Raw genomic sequence first — 24934 nt, 5'->3', positions numbered from 1 at the left:
CGTCAGCCACTAGCTGAATGATATGCTGTTGTATTGATGTGTCTACATCAGGATTGAACGCTGCCGTTGATAGAGGGACGTAAATCGCGTATACTCCCTTTGTTGGCGGCAGCGTTGTTATTTGTGAAAAACAAGGGAAGCTGCTATTAAGAAAATGGCGTAAAAGAGAAGGGGAATGAGCGTGGCACATGTGATCGTATTTCTTGATGATGGCGGCGTGATGAATAATAACACTCTGCGTGGCCCTCAGTGGCAGCGCGAAGTAGCTGATTTTTTGTGCCACTACTAGGAGGCACACACGAAGCATGGCGCGAGGCTAAAATGGACCCGAATACTATAAGCGTCTCTTCGAGGACTCCGAGGTTGACCCTGCTTCAGCTGTGGTTGTGGATGATAGCCTTGATGCGCTCCATTGGGCGCGCCTGATGGGAACGCGCACGATCCATGTTTCTCGCTTGCCCACGCCATGCTGTGATTCCGGTGCCTGTATTGGGAGTCTCGCTGAATTACCAGAGATATTGCTTCGATTAGAGGAGTTAGACCTAAGAGAAACTTCTATCTGACAGGATGGGAAGCCACCCAAGTGCGACAATATGTCTGCGCGGAGCGTGTTAAGGATAATGTAATTGAAGTTGTTTGTACAGGAGGGAGTCAGGTCGATGAGTAAGCAGTTTTTGTGGAAGGTCAAAGAGAGCAGTAAGGTAAAGCTCAAGGACTATAGCCCAGAATATAGAGACGACCATATCGAGCGTGATGTGGCAGAAGAGCAGTTGCAGAAGCTCAGCAAGGAACTGGGCGAATTGCAAGAGTTGATGACAGCGGCTCAGAAGAACAGCTTGTTGATGATTTTGCAAGGAATGGATACCAGTGGCAAGGATGGAACTATCCGCCATGTCTTGAGCGCAGTCAATCCCCAGGGCTGCACGGTGCACTCTTTTAAAGAACCATCATTGGAAGAGTTACAGCATGACTTTCTCTGGCGTATTCATCAGCACACACCTCCACTGGGGGTCTTTGGCGTCTTTAATCGTTCACATTACGAGGATGTGCTCGTCGTACGGGTTCATAATTTGGTGCCAGAGAAAAAATGGCAGAAGCGCTACCAGAGTATCAATGCCTTTGAGGAACTATTGGCTGATAGTGGAACCATCATACTGAAGTTTTTTCTACATATTAGTAAGGATGAGCAGGCTAAGCGACTACGTGCGCGTGAGGACGAGCCAGAGAAGTCGTGGAAGTTGAATGTGGGAGATTGGAAGGAGCGAGCCTATTGGGACGATTACCAGGAGGCATATGAAGACGCGCTAAGCAAATGTAGTACTGAAAGCGCGCCCTGGTATATCGTGCCAGCCAATCACAAGTGGTATCGCAATATGGCGATTGCCCAGACTCTAGTGGAGACCATGCAGCAGTACAAGGATGAATGGCGTAAGGATTTGCTAGCACGTGGTGAGAAGGAACTGGTGGCTCTCAAGCAGATACATGCAGAGCAAAGCTATGAAAGTAAGATCCGAAAATAAGCCTGTGGAGACGAACGCGTAAAATTTTGCCGAGATTGGGACAAGAGGGCCAGTATAATCACTGGCCCAACAGCCAAGCTACCCTCTTTCGCCAGGAGGCATAAGAATGTGGCTTGGCAGGGTTTACCTACATAAATAGTATCGTCGGTCTGACAAAATATTTTGTGTAGGTGTCGAAGCTTTGGTGAGAATGAGGATGGTTATTTGCGATGTCCGGAAGGGATGAAGGTGGAGCCTGGTTATAGAGTCGGTTGAAACGCATAATCCGTACTACTGATAAGGTAGTATATTAAGTCATTTGAAAATGGTGGCATGGTATGTCGTGGGCACTTAAAGAGTGTCCATCAGTATAATAATTGAAAATGACAAAGAAGATATGATAAAGTTCTTATGCGAACACTAACTCTGCTAGTGCGGCTAGCACGAACTCTTTTTACAAAAAACTGAATATGCTCTGCCCTCCGCATGGGGGGTAAGCGGTTGTCGTGCCAGCGGCGTTGGTGTTCAGAGAGGTAGAACGTAAAGATCTATCGTGTGGGAATCATCTACCAGTTCTCATATCTAGGAAAGGTAAGGTGTAGAGCATGAGCAATCAGCCTTATGGGCATGACCCACGTTACCAGCAGGGGGTTGACCCGCGTTATCAACAGAATCAGGAACAGACTGAGCCTGTTGTATATGATGAGCGGGTCTACACGCGCTCGAATGAAGGTGGTTATATGCAGAGCCAGCAAGAGCGCCATGTGGGACCGAACCGTGACCAGGTCGCGAGGCGCGAAGAAGTATATGTCAATCCAGAGCAGCAGCGAGCCAGAGCACGGTACTGGGTCGCGACCGCAGTATACTTCCTCCTAGGGGTGCTGGAGATTATTCTGCTGCTACGCTTTATTTTCCGTTTACTGGCGGCAAATGAGTCGAATGGGTTTGTGAAGGGGCTCTACGAATTGAGCTTTGTCTTTATGGGACCATTCAAGGGGATTTTTAGTGATCCTGGCTTTGGTACAGGGAGCGTCTTTGAGATCTCGACTTTGATTGCGATGCTGATCTATGCTCTGGTGGCCTGGGGTCTCGTCGCGCTGAGTCGTGTCGCGCTTGGTCCAACCAATCGCTAATCTGAGAAACTATAGCTGAGGGCAGAAGGATAGAGCTGTGAACCCGGCGTTAGCTGAAGCACAGCGCCGACGTATGCCGGGTTCAAGATTTCTGAAAGCCGCTGTAGTCATACAAGAACTAAAAAGGAGCCAGCCACGTTATAGGCTAACGTGGCTGGTTCCTGGTGTGTTAAGGGGCGCTTCTTTAGCTGCTTAGGAAAGCGTGATGGTATCGAGGTAGCGAGGGGCATGTCTCGCTCGCGTAGCCTGCTCAAAGGCGTAGGCGAGGCGGATCAGTGTGGCTTCACTATAAGCGCGTCCCATGAAGGTTAGACCGACGGGCAGCTCGAAAGTAAAGCCAGTCGGGACCGTAATGGCGGGATAGCCTGCCAGGGCGGCGGGTTGAGAACTGCTACCGAGGGGATGGTCGCCGTCAATCACGTCGATGCACCAGGCAGGCGCGCCAGTAGGCATGACAAGCGCGTCCAACTTGTGCTCATCCATAATGGCATCGATACCCTCCTGGCGTGCTAGGCGCTGGTTTTCAGCCAGAGCTTGCAGGTAGGTGGGGTCATCTAGCCCGGCTGTCTCCTGCGCGCGGAGAAAAAGTTCTTGTCCGAAATAGGTGAGCTCCTCGGCGGCATGGGCTTTGTTGAAGGCGATGATATCTGCCAGGGTGCGTACCGGGCTGCTTTGCAGTTCAGAGAGATACTGGTTCAGATCAGCCTTGAACTCATGCAGCAAAACGATCATCTCATTTTCTGATTCATTCATCTGTTTTGCAGTTGGGATATTAGCTGGATCAACAATAACAGCGCCAAGGTCGCGTAAGCGCTGTATCGCATTCTCGATAATGGCGTCAGCTTTGGCGCTATAGCCGAAATATACCTCGCGCGCGACACCGATACGCGCACCTCGCAAGCCCTCGCTATTCAGGAATTTTGTATAGTCTATGGGTTGAGGGTGAGGATTGGTGCGGGTGGCGCTATCGCGGGAGTCGGGAATGGAGATAGCTGTGAGGAGCGTGGCGGCATCGGCGACCGTGCGTGCCATAGGTCCGGCAGTATCCTGACTGTGGGCAATGGGCACAATGCCCGCGCGACTGACGAGACCAATGGTAGGTTTGATACCAACCAGTGAAGATGCGGCGGAGGGGCAAAGGATAGAGCCGTCGGTTTCGGTACCCAGGGCTACAGCGGCCAGATTGGCAGCAATAGAGGTGCCAGAACCAGAACTGGAACCACAGGGAGTTCGGTCGAGCACATAGGGATTGCGGGTCTGCCCACCACGTCCGCTCCAGCCGCTAGATGATGCATCTGAACGGAAGTTTGCCCATTCACTGAGATTGGTCTTCCCTAGAATAACGGCCCCTGCCTTCCGGAGCTGGCGAACGACCGAGGCATCCTGACCTGGACGTGAGCCAAGCAGAGCCAGTGAACCGGCAGTGGTTTCCATGCGGTCATCGGTGGCGATATTCTCCTTCAAGAGCACTGGAATGCCGTGCAAGGGGCCGCGTGGACCCTGGGTGTGCCGCTCCTGGTCAAGTGCCTCCGCTATATCGAGCGCGTCAGGATTGATTTCGAGCACCGAGTTGAGATGGGGTCCCTGATGGTCAAGCTGGTGAATGCGCTCGATATAGCGCTCAGCCAGTTGACGTGCCGTGATCTCTCCCGCGCTCAGCGCGGCCTGTAGCTCGGCAATAGTTGCCTCTTCCAGTTGCATACAATGCCTTTCTATCTAAACATTTGATTGATGTCTATCTATATATATGCGCAATTCTCGAGAGTATATCACGTTCTTAGAAACTTGTTCTAAAAAGTATTTGCCAACGCCGCCGCACAGGCGGCGAAGCTAGCCGCCACATGGTTCCACTTCAGGCTGAGTTTGTGTGGTGCGATGTCTGAGCATCTCAGGCGACTGTGCTCAGGCACATGAATGGCTTGCCATTAACCAGATGTGCTAAGCTAAGGAAGAGATTCGCGAGGTAAGGAGAGAAGGAGGGTAGGTCGCTATGAAGATCAAACGCTCGGATAGAAGTGATTGGCGGCGTGTCAAAAAGAGGCGGTATGCCTTGATCCCAGTGGAGCATGAGACCTTTTGTGGGCATGCGAGCCTATTTTGTATGGACGAGTTCTTGGAACCATTGTGGGTTCCTTATGCTGGCCGCTTGATTTGTGTGGCCGACCAGGGGCATCACTGGCTGCAAATGTTTCCCCAGGGGGCGCGGCACGTCATCACCGTCATGTATGATCAGGATGGTGTTGTGACGCAGTGGTATATCGATATTTGTAAACGCTCGTACATGGATGACAGGGGCGAGATGTGGTATGAAGACCTCTACCTGGACATCATCTTCACCCCTGGTGACAAGATAGAATTGATTGATGTGGATGACCTAGACGAGGCGCTCAGGCAGGGGGCGATTTCTGATGAGGAGTATAACCTGGCCTGGAAGGAAGCCAGCAATCTGCTGACCGCGCTCGAAGAAGGAACGTTTGGGCCCCTTTTGGTGGCAGCGCATTGTCGGGAACTGCTATTGGCGCATATGGCTAAATAACGAGAAAGCAGGGGAGGGCTGGCACATACAAAACCCATCCTCCCCTGCTTTTTATTGGAGAAACTTTACGCTTGCGCATCCTGAAAGGCGCGGTTCTCGCCGTGCCAGAGGCGCTGGAACTCGGGGCATGTTGCCAGCAGATCCGAATGCGTTCCCTGAGCAATGAGCATGCCATCTTTGAGCACAAGTACGTTGTCGGCGCGTTGGAGAAGCGCGCGGCGTTGCGTGACAGCCAGAAAGGTGGTATCTGGTTTCCCCGTGAGGCGTTGCCAGAGTGCCTGCTCGGTTTCAACATCGAGCGCGCTGGAGAGATCATCGAAGAGTAGTAGTTCCGCCGGATGTGTGAACATGCGCGCCGCTGCCACGCGCTGTATCTGTCCACCTGAAAGGCGCACACCGCGAGGACCGATGATAGTCTCGACACCTGTGCGCATAGTCATAAGATCTGGTGTCAGGATTGCGTGATCGAGCGCCTGCTCGATCTTTTGTTTATCTGAGGGCTGCCCCAGGAGTATATTGTCGCGAATGGAGCCGCTGAAGAGGTGAGGCTGTTGTGGGGTGTAGGCGCAGCGGGGTGGGACCAGGAACGCGGCGGGTTCTTCGATGGACAATTCGTTCCAGATTATCTCACCTTGACTGCAAGGGAGAAGCCCTAAAAGAACGCGCAGGAGTGTCGTTTTGCCTGAACCAATGCCTCCCGTGATGACGGTAAGTGTGCCGGGTTGGATCTGGAAGGTAATGTTGCTGATGCCGCGCAGTGTGCCGGGATATTGATAAGAAAGATTCACGACTTCAAGCTGCTTCAGGCGCGTCGCGGGCGTTATAGTAACTGGCTCGATAGATGGGAGAGTGCCAGAGAGGTAAGTCTGGCTTGAAGCAACCAATTCTGCGAGAGGTGCTTCCTGGAGGAGTGTTCCCAGACGCTCAAAGGAGGTGGCGACCTGGCGGTAGCGCGCGATTAGCATGCCGAAGGCCGAGAAGCAGTTCATCAGGAATTGCGCGTAAAATACAAATAGAAGGAATGTTCCCACGCTGAGCGTACCAGCGGCGATAATTTGAGCCGAAATGAGCACAATCAGGCCAGTGACAAGATTGAGAGTATTGGCAAAGAAGGATTGCAGCACTTCCCCATAGATACGCTCGCGGAGTGCCACCTGGCGCCGCCGTTCGTTGAGGCGACGGAAGTGCGCGATGACCGATGCCTCTGCCGTAGCAACCTTGATGGCTTGAATTGCCTGGAAGATGTTGCTGATACCAGTTGCTACCTCGCTGGTGGCAGTACGGCTAGCCTGACGATAGCTCTGGATACGTCCCATCATGACGCTATTGAGCACAAGCATCGCGGCTATAGGGAGTAGTGCGATGAGTGTGACCAGGGCATTGATGCTGAGCATGATTGTGATAGCGCAGCACGCGAAGAGAAGGCGGCCAAAAATAACCGCTGACCAGATGAGAAAGACGCCGATTTCACGCGTATCATCGCGAAAGCGGCTCACGGCATCGCCACTTGCGACGGTAAGTGCCTGGACCGCCGGGAGCGCGAAAAGGCGTAACAGGATGTTTTTGGTTAGTAGGGCAATCGTTGCCTGAGTCATCAATGGCTCAATGAAAAAGATCAAAGGGCGCAGCACTGGTCCAATGACTGAGATGAGCAGCCAGAGCAGGAGCGCGTTACCCCAACTGAGTGTTGTATTGCTTGTAAAGCTGTCCATAAAGCGGCGTAGCATCTCGCCGCCGAGTAAAGGCATGGTATAGGTGAGTAGCCAACCTACGATAAGCAAGAGATAGACCCAGAAGCGGAAACGGATTAAGGACCAGAGCAGATATCGAGTTTTCATCAGGCCAAAACCTCCTCCATGCCAGTGCTTAGCAAGTGCGAGAAATACGAATCAGAGCGCTTGAGTAAGCTCTGGCGCTCGCCCTGCTCACGAATAGATCCATTCTCCAGGATCAGCAAGTAGTCGGCCCGGCGCAGCGTTGTCAGGCGATGAGCAATGATGATGACAGTACGGCCCACTAATAAGCGATCCAGGGCCAGTTCAAGTTTGTGCTCGGTTGGTAGATCCAGGCGTGAGGAGGCTTCGTCGAGGATAACGAGCGAAGGATCGCGCAGGAAGACGCGAGTCAGTGCCAGCAATTGCGCCTCCCCTGCCGAGAGTCCAGTATACCCCTGAAGAACCGTGTCGAGACCATCTGAAAGATGCTGATACCATTCTTCGAGACCCGTCTCACGCAAAGCACAGAGTAGTCGCTCATCAGAGATTTCGGGGTCGAAGAAAGTCAGATTGTCGCGTAGAGAGGCATGGAAGAGCTGAATATCCTGCGTGACCAGGGCAACAGAGCTGCGTAGGGTAGATAGGCGTAGCGCCCGCAGATCGAGTGTGGGTGTGGAGGGTGTGCCCAGGCTGATTGTCCCGCTCTGAGGGTCATAGAGTCGCAGGAGGAGGCGAGCAAGGGTCGTCTTCCCGCTACCAGTACGGCCAAGCAATCCGAGTATCTTTCCACCAGGAAGGGCGAAGTTGATGTTGTGAAGGACTGGCTCATGCCCCTCATAGGCGAAAGAGACGTCCGAGAAGGTGAGAGAAAGTGGGCTGGATGGAAGCGTTTCAAGCTTGCCATCGATAACCTGGGGGATGACGTTAAAAAGCGTTTGCACGCGCGTAATACTGGCGCTTGCATCTTGAAGATCGCTTAACTGGTCGAGAATCTGGAGCAGTGGTAATTGTAGGAGTTCTGCATAGTAGAAGAGCATAACCAATGTACCGGCGCTGGTTAGCTTGAGGCCGAAGAGTGATGCGCCCAGAGCCAGGGCGAGCAAGGTCCCTCCTACTAATGTGAGCGATGTAATGCCGAAGCGTAAGCCATCGAGTAGCCCCAGACGCTGTATGGTGTGGAGCCAGCTACGGATGCGTTCATAGAAGCCGAGCAAGATATACGAAGTCGCGCCTAGAGCACGTATGTCCTCAAGACAGGACGGGCGTTCTTCAATATAGCCATAGAATTGAGCCATCTCTTCTTTATTCGCCAGATGGGAGGCACTGGCGAGATTGCGCGTGCGTTGTATGACCAGGAAGGCAAGCAGTGTATAGACTGTGAGCCCCAGCCCTAGCCGCCAATCCAAGATGAAAAGTATAAGCAAGATACCAAGCAGGAGGAGAAGGTTTCCTACCACACGAATGACGAACTGTGAGAAGAAGTTTGCCAGACTGGTTACATCACCATCGAGGCGCGAAATCATCTCGCCGGGGTTATGTTGATTGTGGAAAGGCATGTCTAGATTCAAGCAATGCTCGGCCAGATCTTCGCGCAAGTTATTGGTCGCCTGCCAGGCAATGTTCTCGCTGAGATAGGTCGCTAACACAGAACAGAACTGTGATACCAGCCCAATGAAGAGGAAGAGCAGCCCCAATATGCTCAACGAAGATAGGGGAACCTGACTGACCGCGCCATTGATTAAGAGTTGCAAGATGCGAGGGTTGAGTAGTTGCAGTCCAATAGTCGCCAGCAGTAAGAGTGTTAGAAGTAGAACATGTGGGCGTTGACGAGCTAGATAGGTGCGCAGTAAATGGATGTAAGCGTGAAGCGGTATGTGCATGCGTATCTCCTTTGACCTGGCGGGAGAATCTACCCATGAGACGTGTAGAGCATACCCGGGAAAAGCTTATAAAACATCGGTCAAATGGACGATGCGCATCTATTGACATATACGGTATAATGCATTATGGATAAGACTACATTGACCCTCTCTTCTCTCCTCTTTTGCTGATTACATTCTCTTGTTCCCTCTCTCTGAACCTCCAGGTGCATGCCCAGTGTGGGATAAAACGCCGTACCTACATATGGGATTTCGACTTCTGTGTCCCTTGGGATGTGTGGTTAGTGGCTTTTATATGAGGTATGATAAATGGGAGCGCTGTCTAGCACGCTGGCGCGCTGGCGGGGTTCTGAGGTAGTGACAATGTCATAAGGGGGAAGACATGTATGACCTCTGCATCGTAAATGGTCGGATCGTTGATGGGAGTGGGAAGACGGCGTATAGGGGCGATATTGGCATCGTGGGTGAGCGTATTGTCGCGCTGGGTTCGTGCCTCGCGCCTGACGCTAAAGAGGTGCTGGATGGGGAGGGGCTGGTGGTCGCGCCCGGATTTATTGATGCGCATACACATGATGATCTGGCAATTTTCCGGGGCGAAGGCGTGCCCATGAAGATTCAGCAGGGAGTAACGACAGTTGTCACGGGCAACTGTGGCTTTAGCATGGCTCCTCTGGCAGCGGAGCATGTGGAAGCGTTGAAGGATTACTCCGTGGGAGTTCTGGGGAATGATGCCCAGCCCTGGCATTGGCGCCTGACATCTGAGCTCTATGAGGCATGGCGTGAGATCCCGATGGCGCAACATGTACGGCCCCTTATTGGGCAAGGACCGGTACGTGTCGCGGTGATGGGCTTCGAGCGGCGTGCTCCTACAGAGCAGGAGTTACAGCAACAGGAATCCCTGGTACGCGAGGCGATGGAGGCTGGCTCGGCTGGCCTCTCCCTGGGGCTAATGTATATTCCAGGGATGTTCACTCCAACTGATGAGCTAGTGAGGTTGGCGCGTGTGGTAGGACGCTATGGTGGGGTAGTGACCTCGCATATGCGTGGTGAGGGTGATCAATTGCTTGCTTCCCTGGCGGAGATGCTTGCAATCGCGGAGCGGGCAGAAGTTGCGATGCACATTAGCCATCTCAAGGTTACAGGGCGTAAGAATTGGGGTAGTATAGAGAGAGCCCTGGACCTGATCGCGGAAGCGCGCGGGTGTGGACTGGATATCACTGTCGATGTTTACCCTTACAACGCGGGCTCGACGACGATTACCCAATTGCTACCACCCTGGGTACTGGATGGTGGTATCGCGCAGATGCTTAGACGTCTGCGTGAGCCGGAAATACAGAAGCAGGTCGCGCGTGATCTTGTGCATGGCATTGAGGGCTGGGAGAATCAGGTTGGCGCAAATGGCTGGGATAGCGTATTACTGGCGGCGTTACACCAGGAGGACCTGAAACCGCTAGAGGGCTTGAACATGTTGGAGGTCGCGGAGGCTCTGGGGAAGTCGCCTGAAGAGGCCTTCTTCCATATCATCCTGGAGGAGCAAGGCGAGGCTACCATTACCATTTTTCATATGGATGAGCGCGACGTAGAGCGGGTGGTCCAGGCTCCCTTTGCCATGATCGGCTCCGATGGCATTCCTGTGCGGGGTGGGCGGCCCCACCCCCGCCTGTATGGTACCTTTCCCCGCTATTTTCGCCGCTACGTGCGTGAAATGGGTAGTCTTACGCTGGAAGAGGCTGTGCGGAAGGTCACTTCTTTGCCAGCACACCGCTTTGGATTAGGGGTGCGTGGAGAGATCGCAGTGGGAAACATCGCCGATCTTGTTCTCTTTGATCCCGAAACGATAACTGATACCGCAACATATAAAGAGCCCCGAACATACCCTGAAGGGATAAAGGCGGTCATCGTCTCCGGTCAGATGGTAGTACAGGGAAGCCAGCAGATATCCAATAGACCAGGACGTCTGCTGCTTACGCCTCAAGGTGTGAGAGATGAGTGCTAAGTACGAGTGTTATGGAAGGAGAGAGCTTATGTCGATGATTAATCGTCCAGTGATGGAAGTTGATACCCCTGCCTTGTTAGTTGATCGTCAGCGCTTGGAGGCGAACATACGACGCTATGCTGAGCTTGCCATTGCTGCTGGCGTGCGCTTACGACCTCATATCAAGACGCACAAGATGCAAGAAGTCGCCGAGATGCAGTTGCGTGCGGGCGCGGTTGGCATCACTACCGCTAAACTAAGTGAGGCTGAGGTCTTTGTCGAGGCGGGAGTGAAAGATATTTTTATCGCTTATCCAGTTATTGGGGAAGAGAAAGCGCGCCGTGCGGCAAGGCTGGCGCAACGCTGTCGCCTATCTGTAGGGGTAGAGAGCGAGTATGGTATACGCCAATTGTCTATGGCTGCCGCTGAAGCAGGCGTGGAATTATGGGTACGCGTCGAAATTGATTCGGGTTTAGGGAGAACGGGTGTCTCTCAAGAGCGCGCGGAGGCGTTGTGTCGTCTGGTGCTGGACGCACCCGGATTGAGGTTGGATGGACTCTTTACGTTCCGAGGAGCCTCTTTCCCTGAGGCGCCATCGAAGAATCCAGAGGTGCTAGGCCGCCTGGAAGGGGAATTGATGGTCGCCCTTGCTGAGCGGCTCCGGGGCGTAGGTATTCCCATTCAAGAGGTGAGCGTTGGTTCAACGCCGACGACGCCCGCCGCCGCCAGAGTACCCGGCGTGACCGAGGTACGCCCTGGTACCTATGTCTTTTTTGATCGTATGACAACGGAGGTGGGGACTAGCAAGCTTGATGAGATTGCCCTCTCGATCATTGCCACAGTGGTTAGCCGTCCAGCGGAAGATGTGGCAATCATCGACGCGGGATCAAAGACGTTCTGTGGTGATATCGTTCCCGCGAGTGCCGGATTGGAGGGTTACGGCGTAACGGTGGATGGCGAGAAGGGAGTAGTGATACGTATGAATGAGGAGCATGGTACGGTGCGCCTGGCCCCAGGTTTCTCCCCAGCAATAGGCGATCGGCTGATACTCTATCCCAACCACGTGTGTACAACCGTGAACCTGTCGGATGAGGTTCTAGTGACAGAGAATGACGTAGTGCGCGAAACATGGAATATCGTAGCCCGTGGTAAGCGGCAATAACTTTGCCTGATGCGCGGCTTATTTCGTTTGCCTGAACACTGATCAGTTTCTGAACGAGAAGAGGAAATCAGCAGAGGCAATGCTCCCGAGTGCCGTGCGTGTTGTATGATTACTGGTATGAAAGATGCTCCAATTCGGCTTAAAATCGTGTCGCAGGGAGCGAACAATACGGTTGGAAATGACTAGAAAAGAGATGCTTATCTATGGAGTTTGAAGCACGGATCAAAGAACTTGGTTTAACGGTTCCTGAATTGCCAAAACCGGCCTTTAGCTATGTGCCTGCTGTACAGGTAGGAAATCTTATTTTCGCCTCCGGGCAAACGCCTACTATCGCCGGTCAGTTGACAGTGCGGGGCAAGCTTGGACGAGAGGTCACAATAGAGCAGGGACAGGAGGCTGCCCGGCTGGCAGTACTTAACTGCCTGGCAGAGGTGCGTAGCCTAACAGGCTCATTGGATCGTATCACGCGGATCGTCAAGCTGAACGGCTATGTCGCCTCGGCGGAAGGCTTCACGGATCAGCCACAGGTTATCAACGGAGCATCGAAACTGCTGGAAGAGATTTTTGGTGAGGTGGGCAAGCATGCGCGTGCAGCACTGGGAGTAGCCGAACTTCCCGCCGGTGCGCCAGTTGAGGTTGAGATGGTCGTCGCAATCCAGTAGGGAGAGGAATTATGTCAACTGTACTTGAACGAATTGAGCAAAGCAAAATCGTCGCTATCGTGCGCTTGCGTAGCTATGAGCGCGCGATAGAGGTCGCGAATGCCCTCCTGGCGGGAGGCGTAACCATTGTTGAGTTTACCTTGACTGGCGAGGGCGCGTTGAATGCTATACGCGAGACACGTGCAGCGCTGGGAGACAAAATGACCATTGGCGTTGGGACTGTGCTCAATGCCGAGGCCGCTCAAGCTTCGTTGGAGGTCGGCGCGCAATTTATGGTCACACCTACGATTTGCCCCGACGTCATCGCGACCTGCAATGCTGCTGGCGTGCCCATCCTCTGTGGCGCGCTGACACCAACCGAAGCGCAAACGGCTTATAGCCTGGGCGCGGACATGGTGAAGATCTTTCCCGCGCGCCTGGGTGGACCGGCCTATATACGTGATATCCTGGCCCCATTGCCGCACTTGCGCCTGGTGCCAACAGGTGGCGTGAATATCTCAAACGCGCGAGCCTTTATTGATGCTGGCGCGGTCGCCATCGGTATTGGTGGGAATATTATCTCTGAGCAAGATGTCACAGCCGGGAATTGGGACGCCATTGCTGAGCAGGCGCGCTCATATGTAGAGGCGCTCAGGTGAGCGCGCTAAGGGAAGGGCATGAAGTCGTCACACTGGGAGAATGCATGGCGGTAATGTTCCCAGTGGAGCCCCTGAGCATGGATTGCGTCTCGACGTTGAAACTGGATATCGCGGGTGCGGAGTCCAATACCGCCATAGGTCTGAGTCGTCTGGGGCACCGCGCACGCTTCATTAGCCGGGTAGGTAATGACTCGTTGGGGCAACGCGTGCGAGCGACACTGGCTGCTGAAGGTGTCGATACCACGCATCTTATGACGGACCAGGAGGCACAAACGGGCGTTTTCTTCCGTGAGTGGCTGCCAGATGGAGCGCGGCGCGTACTTTACTACCGGCGTGGCTCGGCTGCCAGCAAACTCGCACCTGAACACCTGGAACCTGAAGCCTTCGAAGGGGCGCGTATCTTGCATCTGACAGGGATCACCCCGGCTTTGAGCGAGACATGCGCGGCGGCAGTGAAGCGCGCGATTCATCTGGCGCACGCCGCCGGGGCTCTGGTCTCCTTCGATCCCAACTATCGCGCGCCATTGTGGAGCCCCGAAGAGGCCCGCAAGGTCTTGTTGCCGCTTATGGCGCAGGCTGACATCCTCCTTATGGGGCATGAGGATGCGCTGGCGGTCCTGGGCACCGACGATGAGGAAGAAGTTCTACGCCCTCATGCCGAGTTTCAGGCTCGCGTCATTGTCTTAAAGCAGGCTGAGAGGGGGGCTAGCGCCTGGTCTGCGGCGTCCGCGAAGCGCATAGCCGTTCCCGCTTCTCCTGTGGCTGAAGTCATAGATCCGGTGGGAGCCGGTGACGCCTTTAACGCCGGCTTTCTAGCTGGCTGGCTGCGTGACTATGGCCTGGAGAACGCGTTGCGGTTGGGCGCAGAAGAGGGGGCGCGCCTTGTTGCCCAGACAGGCGATTACATTCATACGCATGACAGCCAGTGATGTGCTTTTATATGCAAGAGGGGTGCTACCGCAGCATTACGGTAGCACCCCTCTTTTGTGTTAGAGAAGCGAATGAGTCACTTAGTGTGCGACTGCTATCTCAGGAGCGGTTGGCTTCTCATCGATGGTTGGCTCTGCGGGAGGTGTTGTATCGTTGCGCCCGCGCATGCTCTCCACGATAACGTAGAGGGTTGGGACGACGATCAGAGTCAGGATCGTACTTGTCGTCAGACCACCGATCACCACGATAGCTAGAGGCTTCGAGATGAAGCCGCCAGAACTTTCACCACCGATGCCCAGAACCATAGGCAGGAGAGCCAGGATCGTCGCGATAGCGGTCATCAGAATGGGGCGCAGACGGTGACGTCCACCTTCGATAACGGCGTCACGGGCCGACATGCCCTGCGCGCGATACTGGCGTACCAGATCAAGCAGAACGATAGCATTGGTAACTACGATACCCACCAGCATCAGGAAACCGATAACTGCAGCGGCACCCAGAGGCGTATTGGTTGCCAGCAGGAGGATCAACGAACCTGTCGCGGCAAATGGGATCGAGACGAGCAGGAGGATTGGCTGCAAGAGGCTGCGGAAGGTCGCAACCATGATGCAGTACACCAGGACGATAGCGATCAGAACGGCGATACCCAGATCCCTGAAGGTACTGTTCAGGTCGGATGAGACACCACCCAGCGAGACTGTGGCTCCGGCGGGGATGCTCAACTTATCCAGGTGTTCTTTTACTGTCGTGCTGATGGCTCCAACATTGGAGCCGGTAACAGTCGCGGTTACGGTTGCTGTGCGATTGCCATCAATGTGCGTGACCTGTGTTGGGCCATCTACCTGTTTGACCGTCGCGATATCCTTGATTTTGACGTTTCCCGACGTGGTGGGAATGACCATATTCTTGATATCATCGATCTTTGAGGCAGGCGAGCCAACGAAGAGATTGACATCCTGCTGAGTGCCATTGAGCGTGATATGCGAGATGGTCGTGCCTGAATAGATCAGGCGCACATTCTGAGCCACCTGAGCCGGAGTCATACCAACGGCAAGGGCCTTAGTGGGATCGACATCGATTTCAATCTGGGGTGCCGCGTCTGTCAGGTTGCTGGTAATATCACTCAGACCTGAAATGCTGGATACCTCATCCTGCACCATCTTTGTTGTATCGCGCAACGTCTGCTCATCAGTGGACTGAATATCAACCTCAAGATTGGAGCTTGATGGTCCGCCAGAGCCACCCGCAGAGATGGTGAGTGTGCCCAGGCTCTTCTGTCCATCGAGGCGTTCACGGAGAGCCTTCTCAAACGCGATCTGATCCACGCCATCTTTCGTCGTGATGGTCATGGAAACCGAATTAGAGCCACCGCCACCCGTGAAGGAAGAGAGGCCGCCGCCAGAGCCAACGGTAACCTGATAGGTCTTGATATTTGAGAGATCGGAAATGGACTGCTCAAGCGTTTGAGCGTCCTTGTTTGCCTCATCAAGGCTGGTAGCAGGTGCGAGCTTCAGGCTAACATTATAAGAATTCTGACCAGATGAGCCAAAGAGATTGGTCTGGAGACGAGTGGCAAGGGCGAGCGAGCCCACTAAAAGAGCGATGGAGACAAGCACTAGAACTGTGCGCTGCCACCAGCGTCCAGTTACCCAGCCGACAATCGCGACATAGCCACGCTCAAGCCAGCTACCAGAATGGGCGCGTTCCTTCTGCTTCTCTGTTTGTGGTTTGTTCTTAGGAGCCTTCAAGAACCAGTAGGCCAGGACCGGAATAATGGTCAGGGCCACGAAGAGCGAAGCCAGGAGCGCGACTGTCACCGCTACCGAGAACGAGCGGAAGAGTTCGCCTACCAGGCCGCTAGTAAAGGCGATGGGTAGGAAGACCGACACTGTTGTCAAGGTTGAGGCCGTAACCGCGCCCGCTACCTCGCGTACAGCGTTAAGGATAGCAGCTTTTTTCTCCTCACCGTTTTGGAGATGGCGATAGATGTTCTCAAGAACAACGATTGAGTCGTCCACCACGCGTCCAACCGCGATAGTCAGACCACCCAGGGTCAGAATGTTCAGGGTAAAGTTTCCTACATACAGACCGATCAAAGCGATAACAATAGAGAGCGGAATAGAGACCGCAGTTACCAGAGTCGAGCGGATAGAGAGAAGGAAGACCAGGATAACGATGATGGCGAAGACCGCGCCAATGACGCCCTCACGCACCAGATCATTGACTGATCGGGTGATGGTCGGAGCCTGATCGGAGATGACTGAAACCTTCGCGTTATGGCCCAGCTTTTTCTCAAGGTCTGAAATTTGCTTATTGACTTCCTGCGAGATTGAGACTGTGTTACCATCAGAGGTTTTGACAATCGAGATGCCCAGGCTGGGCTGACCATTTGTGCGGGTCAGTGAGGTCGAAGGCGAAAGATCCTCTTTCACCGTTGCTACATCTTTTAGTTTTACAGGCTTAGGTGGCGCGGTAGGTGGTAGAGCGGTCTGCCCTAACGAGCCAGTGCCACCCATACCCTGTGAGCCAGTGCCGGTGGGAAATTGGCCGGTCGTGCTGGTCTGTACTCCAACAACAAGATTCTTCAGATCGTCGAGTGACTTGAAAGTATTGCCAGTCACGATGGGCAGGGTTTTACCATCATTGGTCGTTGAACCCGAAGGAATCGTAATGTTGTTGGCCTGCAGCATACCCTGAACCTGAGAGAAGGTCAGGCCGTGATCCTTGAGCTTCTGAGGGTCAATCGTGATGCTTACAATCTGGGTGCGTACACCTGTCACATTGACATCGCCCACACCTTCAATCTTCTCAAGGTTGGGGACCACATCATGTTTGATTGCATCGGCGAGTACTTGCTGGTCCTCGTCTGCGCTCACGGCCATCTGAATAACGGGTAAGTCCGAGATGCTAAAGGACTGTACCTGTGGTGTGACGCCACTGGGTAGGCTGGATTGTGCTTTATTGATGCGCTGAGTGATGGTTTGGGTGGCCTGATCAATGTCCGTGCCGTACTCAAAGGCCACGGTCAGAATGGCGACACCCTGGTTTGAGTACGATGTTACCTTCTGGAGGCCCTTAATTCCCTGGATGTTCTGTTCCAGGGGTTCGGCTACATCGCGCTCGACAATCTCAGGCGAGGCGCCCATGTAGGTCGCGACCACTGAGACCGTTGGGAACGAGATAGACGGGAAGAGCTCTTGCTTGAGAGACGGGATGATAAAGCCTCCCAATAAGAGTATGGCAATCGTCACCAGGGCGACGATACTTCTATTGGCGATACTAAGCCGTGAGAGATATGACATACCTCGTAGACTGCCTTTCATACTGGCCCAAGGCCGAAAGCTGAAATTCAAAACTAAGGTCTTATGTGAAAACCAACGCGTTACCGTGCCCCCGTATGGGGGTCGCGGCTAGTGCTGCCGCACTCAGGTTTCCGAATAAGGAATAATAGGCGAATTGGTAATATGTGCGAAAACTAGAATATACACATTAGCATGTCGCTTCATCATCACAACTGCAAGTTATGATGGAAACCTTTATTAATATAGTAAAATTTTTTTCTGCCGTCGCTGTTGCTAACGGGAGCCTCTCTGCGATCTATCAGGATTGGGGAGAGGAAGCAGATTGGTACTGGATATAGGGGAGAAGTAGCTTTGCCGCTTCTACCTCCATCTGTTCAGCCGGTGTTTGCAAATCAAGAAATGCGTAACCGAGGATTAGGCCCAACCCCACGCATTGGAGTAGATCTGCCATCGCCTGTGAACGGATATAAGGCTTGTCCTTTCTCTTCTCCTGCTCCTGACATTGTGCCTCGTCGCGCTGGTGGAGGGAGGCGAAGAATGCTTTTAAGCGTTGTTTAATATCTGGTCGGTGAATCGAGGATGAGGCGAAATGAAGAATAAGCCGATAGAGGGAGCGGTCTGATTCGATGGATTGGCAGAACGCGTGCAGGAAAGCGCCTGGATTCTGTTGCGCTTCTTCTTTGGAGACAGACGCGACCAGGCGATCATGGAGGCGGTGGATGACATCTTCCAGGACGGCGAACATGATATCGTCCTTGTCCTTGAAATGGTGTGTCAGCCCTCCTACTGATATGTCAGCTTTCTTGCATATATCCGCGATTGTTGTCTCGGCCCATCCTCGCTGCGCTGCGAGTTCTTCGGCGGCATGCACAATTTGTTGTCGCCTGATAGAGCGGATATTGATCCTGCCCATTTGCTGTCCTCTATTCTTCTCTAAATTCGCAAGCCTCCTTGCGATACAGAATTATCGCTCGATAAACAGAATATATATTCTGTTTAGGTGGTTGTCAAGGCAGGTAGGAATAAAGAGAGGGAGTGTAAGCGATTGCCACTCACACTCCCTCTTTCAGGTCTGGGGGACTATGCGCCAGTCACATCATCGCGTGTCCATTTGCCATCGACGACGCGCCAGATGCGGTCCGGGTTGGCGTCTTGAAGCTCGCGTGGGAGGCGATGGGGGCGCACATTATCATAACTTTGGAGGATGGTAAAGCGCTCAATCGCTGCTGGCAGGCCAACGGAGGTGAAGCCAGCGTGTCCAGTGGATGGGAAGGGACCACCATGCTGCATCGCGGGGCTGACCTCAACGCCGGTGGGCATCTTATCATTGAGGAGGCGCCCCACATGCTGCCTAAGTACATGCTCCAGGCGTGTGTAGAAGGCATTATCCACGTTCCCAGTGTGGCTATAGATTGCGCCAGTCAGGCTACCTTCGAGGCGATGTGCTATCTCAAGTATTTGATCCTCGTCTTTTGCCAGGACGAGCAGGCTAGAGGGGCCAAAAGCCTCTGTTTGCAAGGCCTCGCTCTCACGCAAGAATTGCTCCCCACTGACACGTAGCAAGGTGTTCGCGAAGCGGAAGCCCGCCTCATTGACGGGCGTTCCACCCGTGAGGAGTTCCGCGCCATGCGCTGTCAAGGCCTTCATCGACTCTCCCAGCCCGGTTTGGACGCGTTCATTGAGCAGAACCCCTGGTGTCTTCTCCTTGAACTGTCCACTTACAGCCCGTACAAAAGCTTCGGCTTGGGGACCCTCGGGAAGAATGATGAGGCCGGGATTGGTGCAGAATTGCCCTGCTCCCATGAGGCAGGAGGTCACGAATTCGGCAACAAGAGCATCCAGGCGCTCTTCCAGCGCTCCGGGAAGAATGAAGATTGGATTGACGCTGGAGAGTTCCAGATAGATGGGCTTGCCCACGCGGTCCGCTGCTGCTTTGAGCGCGAGACCTGCCGGGCGCGATCCTGTGAAGCCAGTCGCGCCGATGTGTGGGTGCGAGACAAGTTCCAGCGCAAGCTCGTTGGGGAAGTGATAGAGAAGTTGGAGGGTGTCCACTGGCAAACCAGTGCTTTGGAGGGCCTGGGTCGCAAGTTCCGCCAACAGGCGCGTGGTGCCTGGATGTCCTGGATTGGCCTTGGCGATGACTGGATTGCGTGCTACAAGGGCTGCGGTGAAGTCTCCGCCCGCGACCGCATTGAAGGCGAAGGGGAAGTTATTAGGACCGAAGACCACGACAGGTGCGCTCAGGGGCGCACGAAAAGAGCGAATGTTGCTTGCAGTATCAATGATGGGATGTGTCCAGGAACTTTCACGCGCGGCTTTGGCTCCCAGGCGCAGTTGCTTCGTTGTACGAGGTAGCTCGACCGAGTTGAGACGCGGCTCCTTTGGTAGGCCAGTTTCACAATGGGCACTATCAACCAGAGCGACCCGGTTAGCTTCTATCAGGTCCGCAAATTGTTCGAGGAAGGTCGCGATGCTCTCAGGAGACGTTGAAGCCAGGGTATCGGCGGCCTGGTACGCGGATTCAATGGCCGCGTAGATATCTTCTTTACCAGAGATCGGATAGGTTTCGTCTAGCACTTGCCCTGTAGATGGATTAAGGGCCTGAAATGTGCCTACGGGATGATTTGCCTGCCGCCACTCACCAGCGATCAGGACTGGTTGTATGCTATTCATTATTTGCCTCCTGATAATGCCTTATGTGAAAACCAATGTGTTGCTGTACCCCGCAGGGGGCACAGCGCACTCGGGTTTTTCTCATAAGGCGTACAAGATTTGCTTATGCTTGTATGGTTGGTTTGTGCTCCAAAGCGTACTGGATTGTTGAGCGTGCTGTTTCAAGTTCCGCTCCCGTCAATTCGAGGCGCGGTCCACGTACTTGAGCGCTCCCCATGCCAACGAACTCTTGCGCGAGCTTGATAAGCTGCACAAACTTGGGCACTGTGTCCATACGCAGCAGGGGGAGGAACCAGTTATAGAGTTCTTCAAGTCGTGCTCGATTCCCCTGTCCCTCGCGAACCTGGACGGCCAATTCAAAGAGCTCAACTGATTCGCGCGGAAAGGCGTTGACCAGGCCCGCAATCCAGCCCACTGCGCCCGCCTGAATGCCCTCGACAATCGCGTCATCGACGCCAACCAGGATATCGAGTCGCTCGCCTAGCAGGGCGCGGATGGCGGTGACACGGCGCACGTCGGTGCTCGATTCCTTGACTGCTTGCAGATTACTATGCTCATGTGCAAGTTCCGCAATCTGCTCAGGTAGGAAGTCTGTTTTGTAGGCGGGTGGATTGTTATAGAGCAGCGCTGGGAGCTCAGTAGCGTTGAGAATCGCGTCTACATGCGCTTTCATTTCACGCCAATCGCTGGAATAGACATAGGGTGGTAAGACCATCAGGCCACTACATCCCAGCTCCTGTGCCGTTTGAGCCAGCCGAACCGCCTCCTTTGTCGAGAGAGCCGCGATTCCCGGAATGATAGGCACCCGTTCGCCTACTGCCGCGAGAGCCGTCTTGAGCAGTGTGACCTTCTCATCGAAGCTGAGGGTTGAGCCCTCGCCGAGCGAACCTAGCGGAACGAGTCCGATGCAGCCTGCATCGACCATCCAGCGGCAGTGGTCAGCGTAAAACGTATAATCAATTGTATCATCCAGATTGAACTTTGTGGTAATGGCGGGTATGACGCCTTTCCAATTCACATTCATCAGGCTAACTCCTTTGAGGCTTGTTTATCAGGTGTATCAAGTGTGGTAATCAGGCTTGAAACGCGCGCGCTGACAATGGGCGGACGAATAGAATCCCGGCTCCATCCAAAGAGGAGGCTTGTCGCTGAGCCACAAACGCGGCCCTGGCATGGCCCCATACCGCAGCGAGTATGGAGCTTCGCGCCGCGCCAGCTTGTATGCGCTTCCAGAGCACTATAGGTCACATCTTCGCAGCGGCAGACAATCGTATCCGGCTCCGCTAGCGCACGTAACTCAGGTCGTAGGGCGAAGTGGCGGGCCTGTAAGGCGGCAAAGCGGCGCGTGCGGGCGCGGGCTGGAAAGAGAGCACGCGCCTCTTGCGCCTGCCCTATGGCTGCCAGACCAGCGATCTGTCCTTCCAGCAAGGAGAGTTCCAGGCCACCAATGCCGGTGACTTCTCCGGCGCAGTAAATAGCTTGCTGCGAGCTCTCTTGCCATTCATTGACGCGAACTGCCTCGTTCTGAATCTCGCAGCCAAGCGCGGAGGCTAACTCAGTGTTAGGGAGCAGGCCGAAGCCGCAGGCCAGATAGTCGCAATCCAGACTCAGGCTTCGTGTGTCCTGGCTCAGGATGATCGCTTCCAGGCGCTGTTCTCCCAGGGCGCGGGTAACCCAGCAGCTAGTCTTAAAGGGAATTCCTAGCAGCGAACCCCCTAGAGCCGCAGCTTGCCAGAGATATTGGATATGGCCTGGAAGGTGAAGAGCGAAGCGTGCTAGCTGGTTAAGTGGTGCTTGCTCAGCTAGTAGACACACATGAGCTCCCTTGCTTTTGAGGTAGGACGCAACCGCGAGCAGGAGTGGCCCGCTACCGGCGATTACAACGCGCTTGCCAGCGATAGGTAGACCACCCTTGACCAGAGCCTGGAGCCCACCCGCGCCCATGACACCGGGAAGCGTCCAGCCTGGAAAGGGCAGGAAGCGTTCGCGAGCGCCTGTTGCTAGGATGAGCTTATGATAGCCTATTTCAAGCGCCTCATCTGGCGTTTCGATGATTAGCTTTCCCGGCTCATAGGCCGCGACGACGCGTGCTTGCATGTAGCGTGTAATATTACTGGCTTCCGCTCGCTTAAACCAGGCCTGGTGGGCGTGGGTTGGGCCGCCGCGCCAGATCTGTCCACCAGGGGAGGGATTGTCATCGATCAGCGCGATACTGGTATGGGCATGGGCCGCGCTGCTGGCGGCTGCGAGGCCTGCTGGTCCCGCGCCAACAATCACAATATCAAAGATGACCTGCTTCATGTTGTTGTTACCACCATTCCGTCTTCGCAGAGAGTCTGGCAGCTCAGACGATGGGCCTGCTGATTGATTGTCACGCGACATTCGTAGCAGATGCCCATGCCGCAGAGAGGCCCGCGCGGCTCGTCTTGCGTTGAATGTCGATATGCCTCCGCTTGCGCGAGGGCGATTGCTGCCGCGACCACTGTGCCAGAAGCGACACTTACTTGGTGTCCATTCACCGTGAGTTGTAAGTATTGTATCTCACTCATGTGCCACCTCCATGAGGGCGCGAGCTGGTAAATAGGGATCGGTTGGGATATCCGAGGGTCGTTTGAGTATCTGGGCCGCAAGCAAGTGTGCTGTGCTGAGCGACGTGGTAATACCCAACCCTTCATGTCCGGTTGCGAGCCATAAGCCGGGATGTTGTGGATGAGGACCAATTAGCGGTAGGCCATCGGGCGTTGCAGCCCGTAGACCAGTCCAGGTGCGGATACAAGAACAGTGTGTCAACTCTGGTAGGTACGCGCAGGCGCTCGCCAGGACTTTCGAGAGCATATGTGGCTCGACCTCAGAGGTGCCTATGCCTGGCTGGCGCGAGGAACCAATGAGGATTTGTCCGCTTGGGCGCGGCTGCACATTGAAGGAAACGGTATCTGCGTCGGTCGCATGGGCATTCCTGACATAGCCAAGCTCCACAAGCTGATGTCTCACAAGATCGGGATAACGGTCGGTAATCACCAGATGGCCCTTGCGTGGCTGGATGGAAAGTTCCGGAAGCAATTCAATTGTGCGCACACCATTGGCAATCACTATCTGCTCTGCCTGTAGGATCTGATCATTCTCAAGTTGAATTCCATCAGCGAGCAGACGGACTACGTTCCCATACAGGAGGGTAGCTCCATGTTCATGGGCGCGTTGATACAGCCAGTCGGCGCTCCGTGGTGGATAGATCACGCTATCGCCGGGCACCAGTAGCCCGCCAGCCAAACCAGGGCGCAGGTGTGGCTCAAGTTCATAGAGCTGATGCTCATCGAGTACTTCGGCGGGTATAGCGTGCGTAAGGTATAGCTCATACTTGCGCCGTACTTCGAGCATCTCAGCATCATCGGCGGCGACCCAGATGGTGCCGCAGCGCGCGTATTCGTGCCGCGCGGGATTCTGGTCCACAAGCTCATCCCAGAGAAGTTGTGAATGTCGCGTGAGGGTAAGTTGAGCCGGGCTGTCATCCATGACCACAATATGACCCATGCCAGCCGCGCTCGCCCCGCTACCAATGGTATCGCGCTCGATGATACCCACTGAGAGGCCTGCGCGAGCCAGTTCCAATGCGCAAGCCGTGCCAACAATGCCAGCACCTACAATGAGCACATCAAATGCCTTACCCATGTCCAATGCCTTTCCAGAATGGATCTCGCTCGTTCATGATCAGGCGGGCTTCCATGGTAACAAAGGCTTCTCCGGTGATATGGGGATAGATTGCGTCTCCCTCGCGATGATAGGATGCCTCGAAGCGGCTGCCGAGAATGCTCTCCTGTATCCATACCTCGCCGGGCGCAAGCTTGGCACTCTCAGCGAGACAGGCCAACTTCGCACTAGTTCCAGTGCCGCATGGTGAGCGGTCGTATGCCTTGCCAGGGCAGAGCACGAAGTTGCGGCTATGGCTACCGGGTGAACCAGGGGCGAAGAGCTCGATATGGTCGATCAGTGCGTCATTGGCTCCTGTTATACCATTGCGCTCCAGGGCCTGACGAATTCTCCAGGCAAAATCAGTAAGTTGCTCAACCCGTTCGAGGCTAAGTTCTTGCTTATGATCCTCAACAAGGAAGAACCAGTTGCCGCCCCAGGCAATATCACCTGTAACGGAGCCATGCCCCTCTATCAAGAGGTGTACCTGGGAGGCATAGCGATAGCTGGGGATGTTGTGAACCGTCACGCGTCCATCCTCATGCAGTTCTGTCGTAACTATACCAACGGGTGTCTCGATCAGGTGACGCCCAGGTTGGATGTGTCCAAGATGCGCCAGGGTCGCGATCAGACCAATCGTGCCATGTCCACACATACCCAGGTAGGAGACATTATTAAAGAAAATCACCCCAGCGCTACAAGCTGGATCTACTGGCGCGCAGAGGAGCGCTCCAACAAGCACATCGGAGCCGCGCGGCTCATTGACGACAGCGCTGCGGAACCAGTCGAATCGCTCACGGAAGACATTCAGGCGTTCGGGCAGACTCCCCGACCCCAGATCTGGCCCACCTTCAAGCACGACACGCGTCGGCTCGCCAGCGGTATGCGAATCAACGACCATGACGTTGCGCACGCTTTTACCTTCCTTCTATGGGATGCCATTCATTTGCCTGAGCGTAGCCGCCTGAGACGCTCAGATGTCACGCATTACATACTCAGCTTGAAGTGGAATCATGTGGCGGCGTTGGCAAATGCTTTTCTTAACATGCTATCAGAGCAAGTATTATACTTCTATCTTATTTCGCAAATGGCACAACGTCTTGTACAATTAGCGAGAGATCTATGCGGATTTTGGCATAGTTATA

19 protein-coding genes are annotated in these 24934 nt (G+C 54.3%); 8 read left to right on the top strand and 11 right to left on the bottom strand.

Annotated elements, in window-relative coordinates; translation table 11 throughout:
• The first annotated feature begins 659 nt into the window (after nucleotides 1–659).
• The gene (locus K3T82_RS03705) at nucleotides 660–1520 is read left to right on the top strand and encodes a polyphosphate kinase 2 family protein (RefSeq protein ID WP_220192147.1); all 861 of its coding nucleotides are present in this window, start codon (nucleotides 660–662) and stop codon (nucleotides 1518–1520) included.
• 584 nt (nucleotides 1521–2104) lie between these two features.
• On the top strand, nucleotides 2105–2632 hold the full coding sequence (locus K3T82_RS03700; RefSeq protein WP_220192146.1) for a YggT family protein: 528 nt from the start codon (nucleotides 2105–2107) through the stop codon (nucleotides 2630–2632).
• A 192-nt stretch (nucleotides 2633–2824) separates the two neighbouring features.
• On the opposite strand, the gene K3T82_RS03695 is transcribed toward K3T82_RS03700, so the two are convergent.
• Nucleotides 2825–4333: an amidase gene (locus K3T82_RS03695; protein WP_220192145.1), complete on the bottom strand. Its 1509-nt coding sequence runs from the start codon at nucleotides 4331–4333 to the stop codon at nucleotides 2825–2827.
• Nucleotides 4334–4622: 289 nt separating this feature from the next.
• Here K3T82_RS03695 and K3T82_RS03690 point away from each other — a divergent pair, with 289 nt between their 5' ends.
• Nucleotides 4623–5168: a ribonuclease FAU-1 family protein gene (locus K3T82_RS03690; protein WP_220192144.1), complete on the top strand. Its 546-nt coding sequence runs from the start codon at nucleotides 4623–4625 to the stop codon at nucleotides 5166–5168.
• Nucleotides 5169–5233: 65 nt separating this feature from the next.
• Here the strand turns inward: K3T82_RS03690 and K3T82_RS03685 are convergent, their stop codons facing one another.
• The gene (locus K3T82_RS03685; RefSeq protein ID WP_220192143.1) at nucleotides 5234–7006 is read right to left on the bottom strand and encodes an ABC transporter ATP-binding protein; all 1773 of its coding nucleotides are present in this window, start codon (nucleotides 7004–7006) and stop codon (nucleotides 5234–5236) included.
• Nucleotides 7006–8763: an ABC transporter ATP-binding protein gene (locus tag K3T82_RS03680; protein ID WP_220192142.1), complete on the bottom strand. Its 1758-nt coding sequence runs from the start codon at nucleotides 8761–8763 to the stop codon at nucleotides 7006–7008. Before K3T82_RS03680 ends, K3T82_RS03685 begins: the two co-directional genes overlap by 1 nt.
• 382 nt (nucleotides 8764–9145) lie before the next feature.
• Between K3T82_RS03680 and K3T82_RS03675 the strand changes: the two genes are divergently transcribed.
• The 5 genes from K3T82_RS03675 to K3T82_RS03655 all read left to right on the top strand — a co-directional run bounded on the left by K3T82_RS03675 (nucleotide 9146) and on the right by K3T82_RS03655 (nucleotide 14129).
• The gene (locus tag K3T82_RS03675) at nucleotides 9146–10759 is read left to right on the top strand and encodes an N-acyl-D-amino-acid deacylase family protein (RefSeq protein ID WP_220192141.1); all 1614 of its coding nucleotides are present in this window, start codon (nucleotides 9146–9148) and stop codon (nucleotides 10757–10759) included.
• Nucleotides 10760–10787: 28 nt separating this feature from the next.
• The gene (locus tag K3T82_RS03670; RefSeq protein WP_220192140.1) at nucleotides 10788–11900 is read left to right on the top strand and encodes an alanine racemase; all 1113 of its coding nucleotides are present in this window, start codon (nucleotides 10788–10790) and stop codon (nucleotides 11898–11900) included.
• A gap of 203 nt (nucleotides 11901–12103) precedes the next feature.
• Nucleotides 12104–12562, top strand: a complete 459-nt coding sequence (locus K3T82_RS03665; protein ID WP_220192139.1) for a RidA family protein — start codon at nucleotides 12104–12106, stop codon at nucleotides 12560–12562.
• 11 nt (nucleotides 12563–12573) lie between these two features.
• Complete coding sequence (locus K3T82_RS03660) at nucleotides 12574–13200, top strand: bifunctional 4-hydroxy-2-oxoglutarate aldolase/2-dehydro-3-deoxy-phosphogluconate aldolase (protein WP_220192138.1); 627 nt, start codon at nucleotides 12574–12576, stop codon at nucleotides 13198–13200.
• Complete coding sequence (locus K3T82_RS03655) at nucleotides 13197–14129, top strand: sugar kinase (protein ID WP_268886618.1); 933 nt, start codon at nucleotides 13197–13199, stop codon at nucleotides 14127–14129. Before K3T82_RS03660 ends, K3T82_RS03655 begins: the two co-directional genes overlap by 4 nt.
• Nucleotides 14130–14210: 81 nt before the next feature.
• Here the strand turns inward: K3T82_RS03655 and K3T82_RS03650 are convergent, their stop codons facing one another.
• From K3T82_RS03650 to K3T82_RS03615, 8 genes are all read right to left on the bottom strand, one after another.
• Nucleotides 14211–17432 carry an efflux RND transporter permease subunit gene (locus K3T82_RS03650; protein ID WP_220192136.1) on the bottom strand — a complete coding sequence of 1074 codons (3222 nt, stop codon included), beginning with the start codon at nucleotides 17430–17432 and terminating at the stop codon, nucleotides 14211–14213.
• A gap of 298 nt (nucleotides 17433–17730) precedes the next feature.
• The gene (locus K3T82_RS03645; protein WP_220192135.1) at nucleotides 17731–18345 is read right to left on the bottom strand and encodes a TetR/AcrR family transcriptional regulator; all 615 of its coding nucleotides are present in this window, start codon (nucleotides 18343–18345) and stop codon (nucleotides 17731–17733) included.
• Nucleotides 18346–18512: 167 nt separating this feature from the next.
• Nucleotides 18513–20105, bottom strand: a complete 1593-nt coding sequence (locus K3T82_RS03640) for an aldehyde dehydrogenase (NADP(+)) (RefSeq protein ID WP_220192134.1) — start codon at nucleotides 20103–20105, stop codon at nucleotides 18513–18515.
• Nucleotides 20106–20208: 103 nt separating this feature from the next.
• Entirely contained in the window at nucleotides 20209–21129 is a 921-nt protein-coding gene (locus K3T82_RS03635) for a dihydrodipicolinate synthase family protein (RefSeq protein WP_220192133.1), read from the bottom strand.
• Nucleotides 21129–22406 carry an NAD(P)/FAD-dependent oxidoreductase gene (locus K3T82_RS03630; protein ID WP_220192132.1) on the bottom strand — a complete coding sequence of 426 codons (1278 nt, stop codon included), beginning with the start codon at nucleotides 22404–22406 and terminating at the stop codon, nucleotides 21129–21131. The genes K3T82_RS03635 and K3T82_RS03630 overlap by 1 nt, the downstream gene beginning before the upstream one ends.
• Nucleotides 22403–22654: a 2Fe-2S iron-sulfur cluster-binding protein gene (locus tag K3T82_RS03625; RefSeq protein WP_220192131.1), complete on the bottom strand. Its 252-nt coding sequence runs from the start codon at nucleotides 22652–22654 to the stop codon at nucleotides 22403–22405. The genes K3T82_RS03630 and K3T82_RS03625 overlap by 4 nt, the downstream gene beginning before the upstream one ends.
• Nucleotides 22647–23771: an NAD(P)/FAD-dependent oxidoreductase gene (locus K3T82_RS03620; protein ID WP_220192130.1), complete on the bottom strand. Its 1125-nt coding sequence runs from the start codon at nucleotides 23769–23771 to the stop codon at nucleotides 22647–22649. Before K3T82_RS03620 ends, K3T82_RS03625 begins: the two co-directional genes overlap by 8 nt.
• Complete coding sequence (locus K3T82_RS03615; RefSeq protein WP_220195050.1) at nucleotides 23764–24690, bottom strand: proline racemase family protein; 927 nt, start codon at nucleotides 24688–24690, stop codon at nucleotides 23764–23766. The genes K3T82_RS03620 and K3T82_RS03615 overlap by 8 nt, the downstream gene beginning before the upstream one ends.
• Nucleotides 24691–24934: the final 244 nt, after the last annotated feature.

Origin of the sequence: Ktedonospora formicarum, assembly GCF_016587355.1 — a bacterium.
In the GTDB taxonomy this organism is placed as follows: Bacteria; Chloroflexota; Ktedonobacteria; order Ktedonobacterales; family Ktedonobacteraceae; genus Ktedonobacter; species Ktedonobacter formicarum.
Note: the sequence above shows the minus strand (reverse complement) of the source record. Positions and strands in the feature narration are given on the sequence as shown.

Excerpts from the sequence above, each read along its gene's own strand:
- K3T82_RS03645 (WP_220192135.1), bottom strand. The coding sequence starts at position 18,345 with ATGGGCAGGATCAATATCCGCTCTATCAGGCGACAACAAATTGTGCAT.
- K3T82_RS03620 (WP_220192130.1), bottom strand. The coding sequence starts at position 23,771 with ATGGGTAAGGCATTTGATGTGCTCATTGTAGGTGCTGGCATTGTTGGC.
- K3T82_RS03625 (WP_220192131.1), bottom strand. The coding sequence starts at position 22,654 with ATGAGTGAGATACAATACTTACAACTCACGGTGAATGGACACCAAGTA.
- K3T82_RS03615 (WP_220195050.1), bottom strand. The coding sequence starts at position 24,690 with ATGGTCGTTGATTCGCATACCGCTGGCGAGCCGACGCGTGTCGTGCTT.
- K3T82_RS03675 (WP_220192141.1), top strand. The coding sequence starts at position 9,146 with ATGTATGACCTCTGCATCGTAAATGGTCGGATCGTTGATGGGAGTGGG.
- K3T82_RS03680 (WP_220192142.1), bottom strand. The coding sequence starts at position 8,763 with ATGCACATACCGCTTCACGCTTACATCCATTTACTGCGCACCTATCTA.
- K3T82_RS03635 (WP_220192133.1), bottom strand. The coding sequence starts at position 21,129 with ATGAATGTGAATTGGAAAGGCGTCATACCCGCCATTACCACAAAGTTC.
- K3T82_RS03700 (WP_220192146.1), top strand. The coding sequence starts at position 2,105 with ATGAGCAATCAGCCTTATGGGCATGACCCACGTTACCAGCAGGGGGTT.
- K3T82_RS03705 (WP_220192147.1), top strand. The coding sequence starts at position 660 with ATGAGTAAGCAGTTTTTGTGGAAGGTCAAAGAGAGCAGTAAGGTAAAG.
- K3T82_RS03695 (WP_220192145.1), bottom strand. The coding sequence starts at position 4,333 with ATGCAACTGGAAGAGGCAACTATTGCCGAGCTACAGGCCGCGCTGAGC.
- K3T82_RS03690 (WP_220192144.1), top strand. The coding sequence starts at position 4,623 with ATGAAGATCAAACGCTCGGATAGAAGTGATTGGCGGCGTGTCAAAAAG.
- K3T82_RS03685 (WP_220192143.1), bottom strand. The coding sequence starts at position 7,006 with ATGAAAACTCGATATCTGCTCTGGTCCTTAATCCGTTTCCGCTTCTGG.
- K3T82_RS03640 (WP_220192134.1), bottom strand. The coding sequence starts at position 20,105 with ATGAATAGCATACAACCAGTCCTGATCGCTGGTGAGTGGCGGCAGGCA.
- K3T82_RS03665 (WP_220192139.1), top strand. The coding sequence starts at position 12,104 with ATGGAGTTTGAAGCACGGATCAAAGAACTTGGTTTAACGGTTCCTGAA.
- K3T82_RS03670 (WP_220192140.1), top strand. The coding sequence starts at position 10,788 with ATGTCGATGATTAATCGTCCAGTGATGGAAGTTGATACCCCTGCCTTG.
- K3T82_RS03630 (WP_220192132.1), bottom strand. The coding sequence starts at position 22,406 with ATGAAGCAGGTCATCTTTGATATTGTGATTGTTGGCGCGGGACCAGCA.
- K3T82_RS03660 (WP_220192138.1), top strand. The coding sequence starts at position 12,574 with ATGTCAACTGTACTTGAACGAATTGAGCAAAGCAAAATCGTCGCTATC.
- K3T82_RS03650 (WP_220192136.1), bottom strand. The coding sequence starts at position 17,432 with ATGTCATATCTCTCACGGCTTAGTATCGCCAATAGAAGTATCGTCGCC.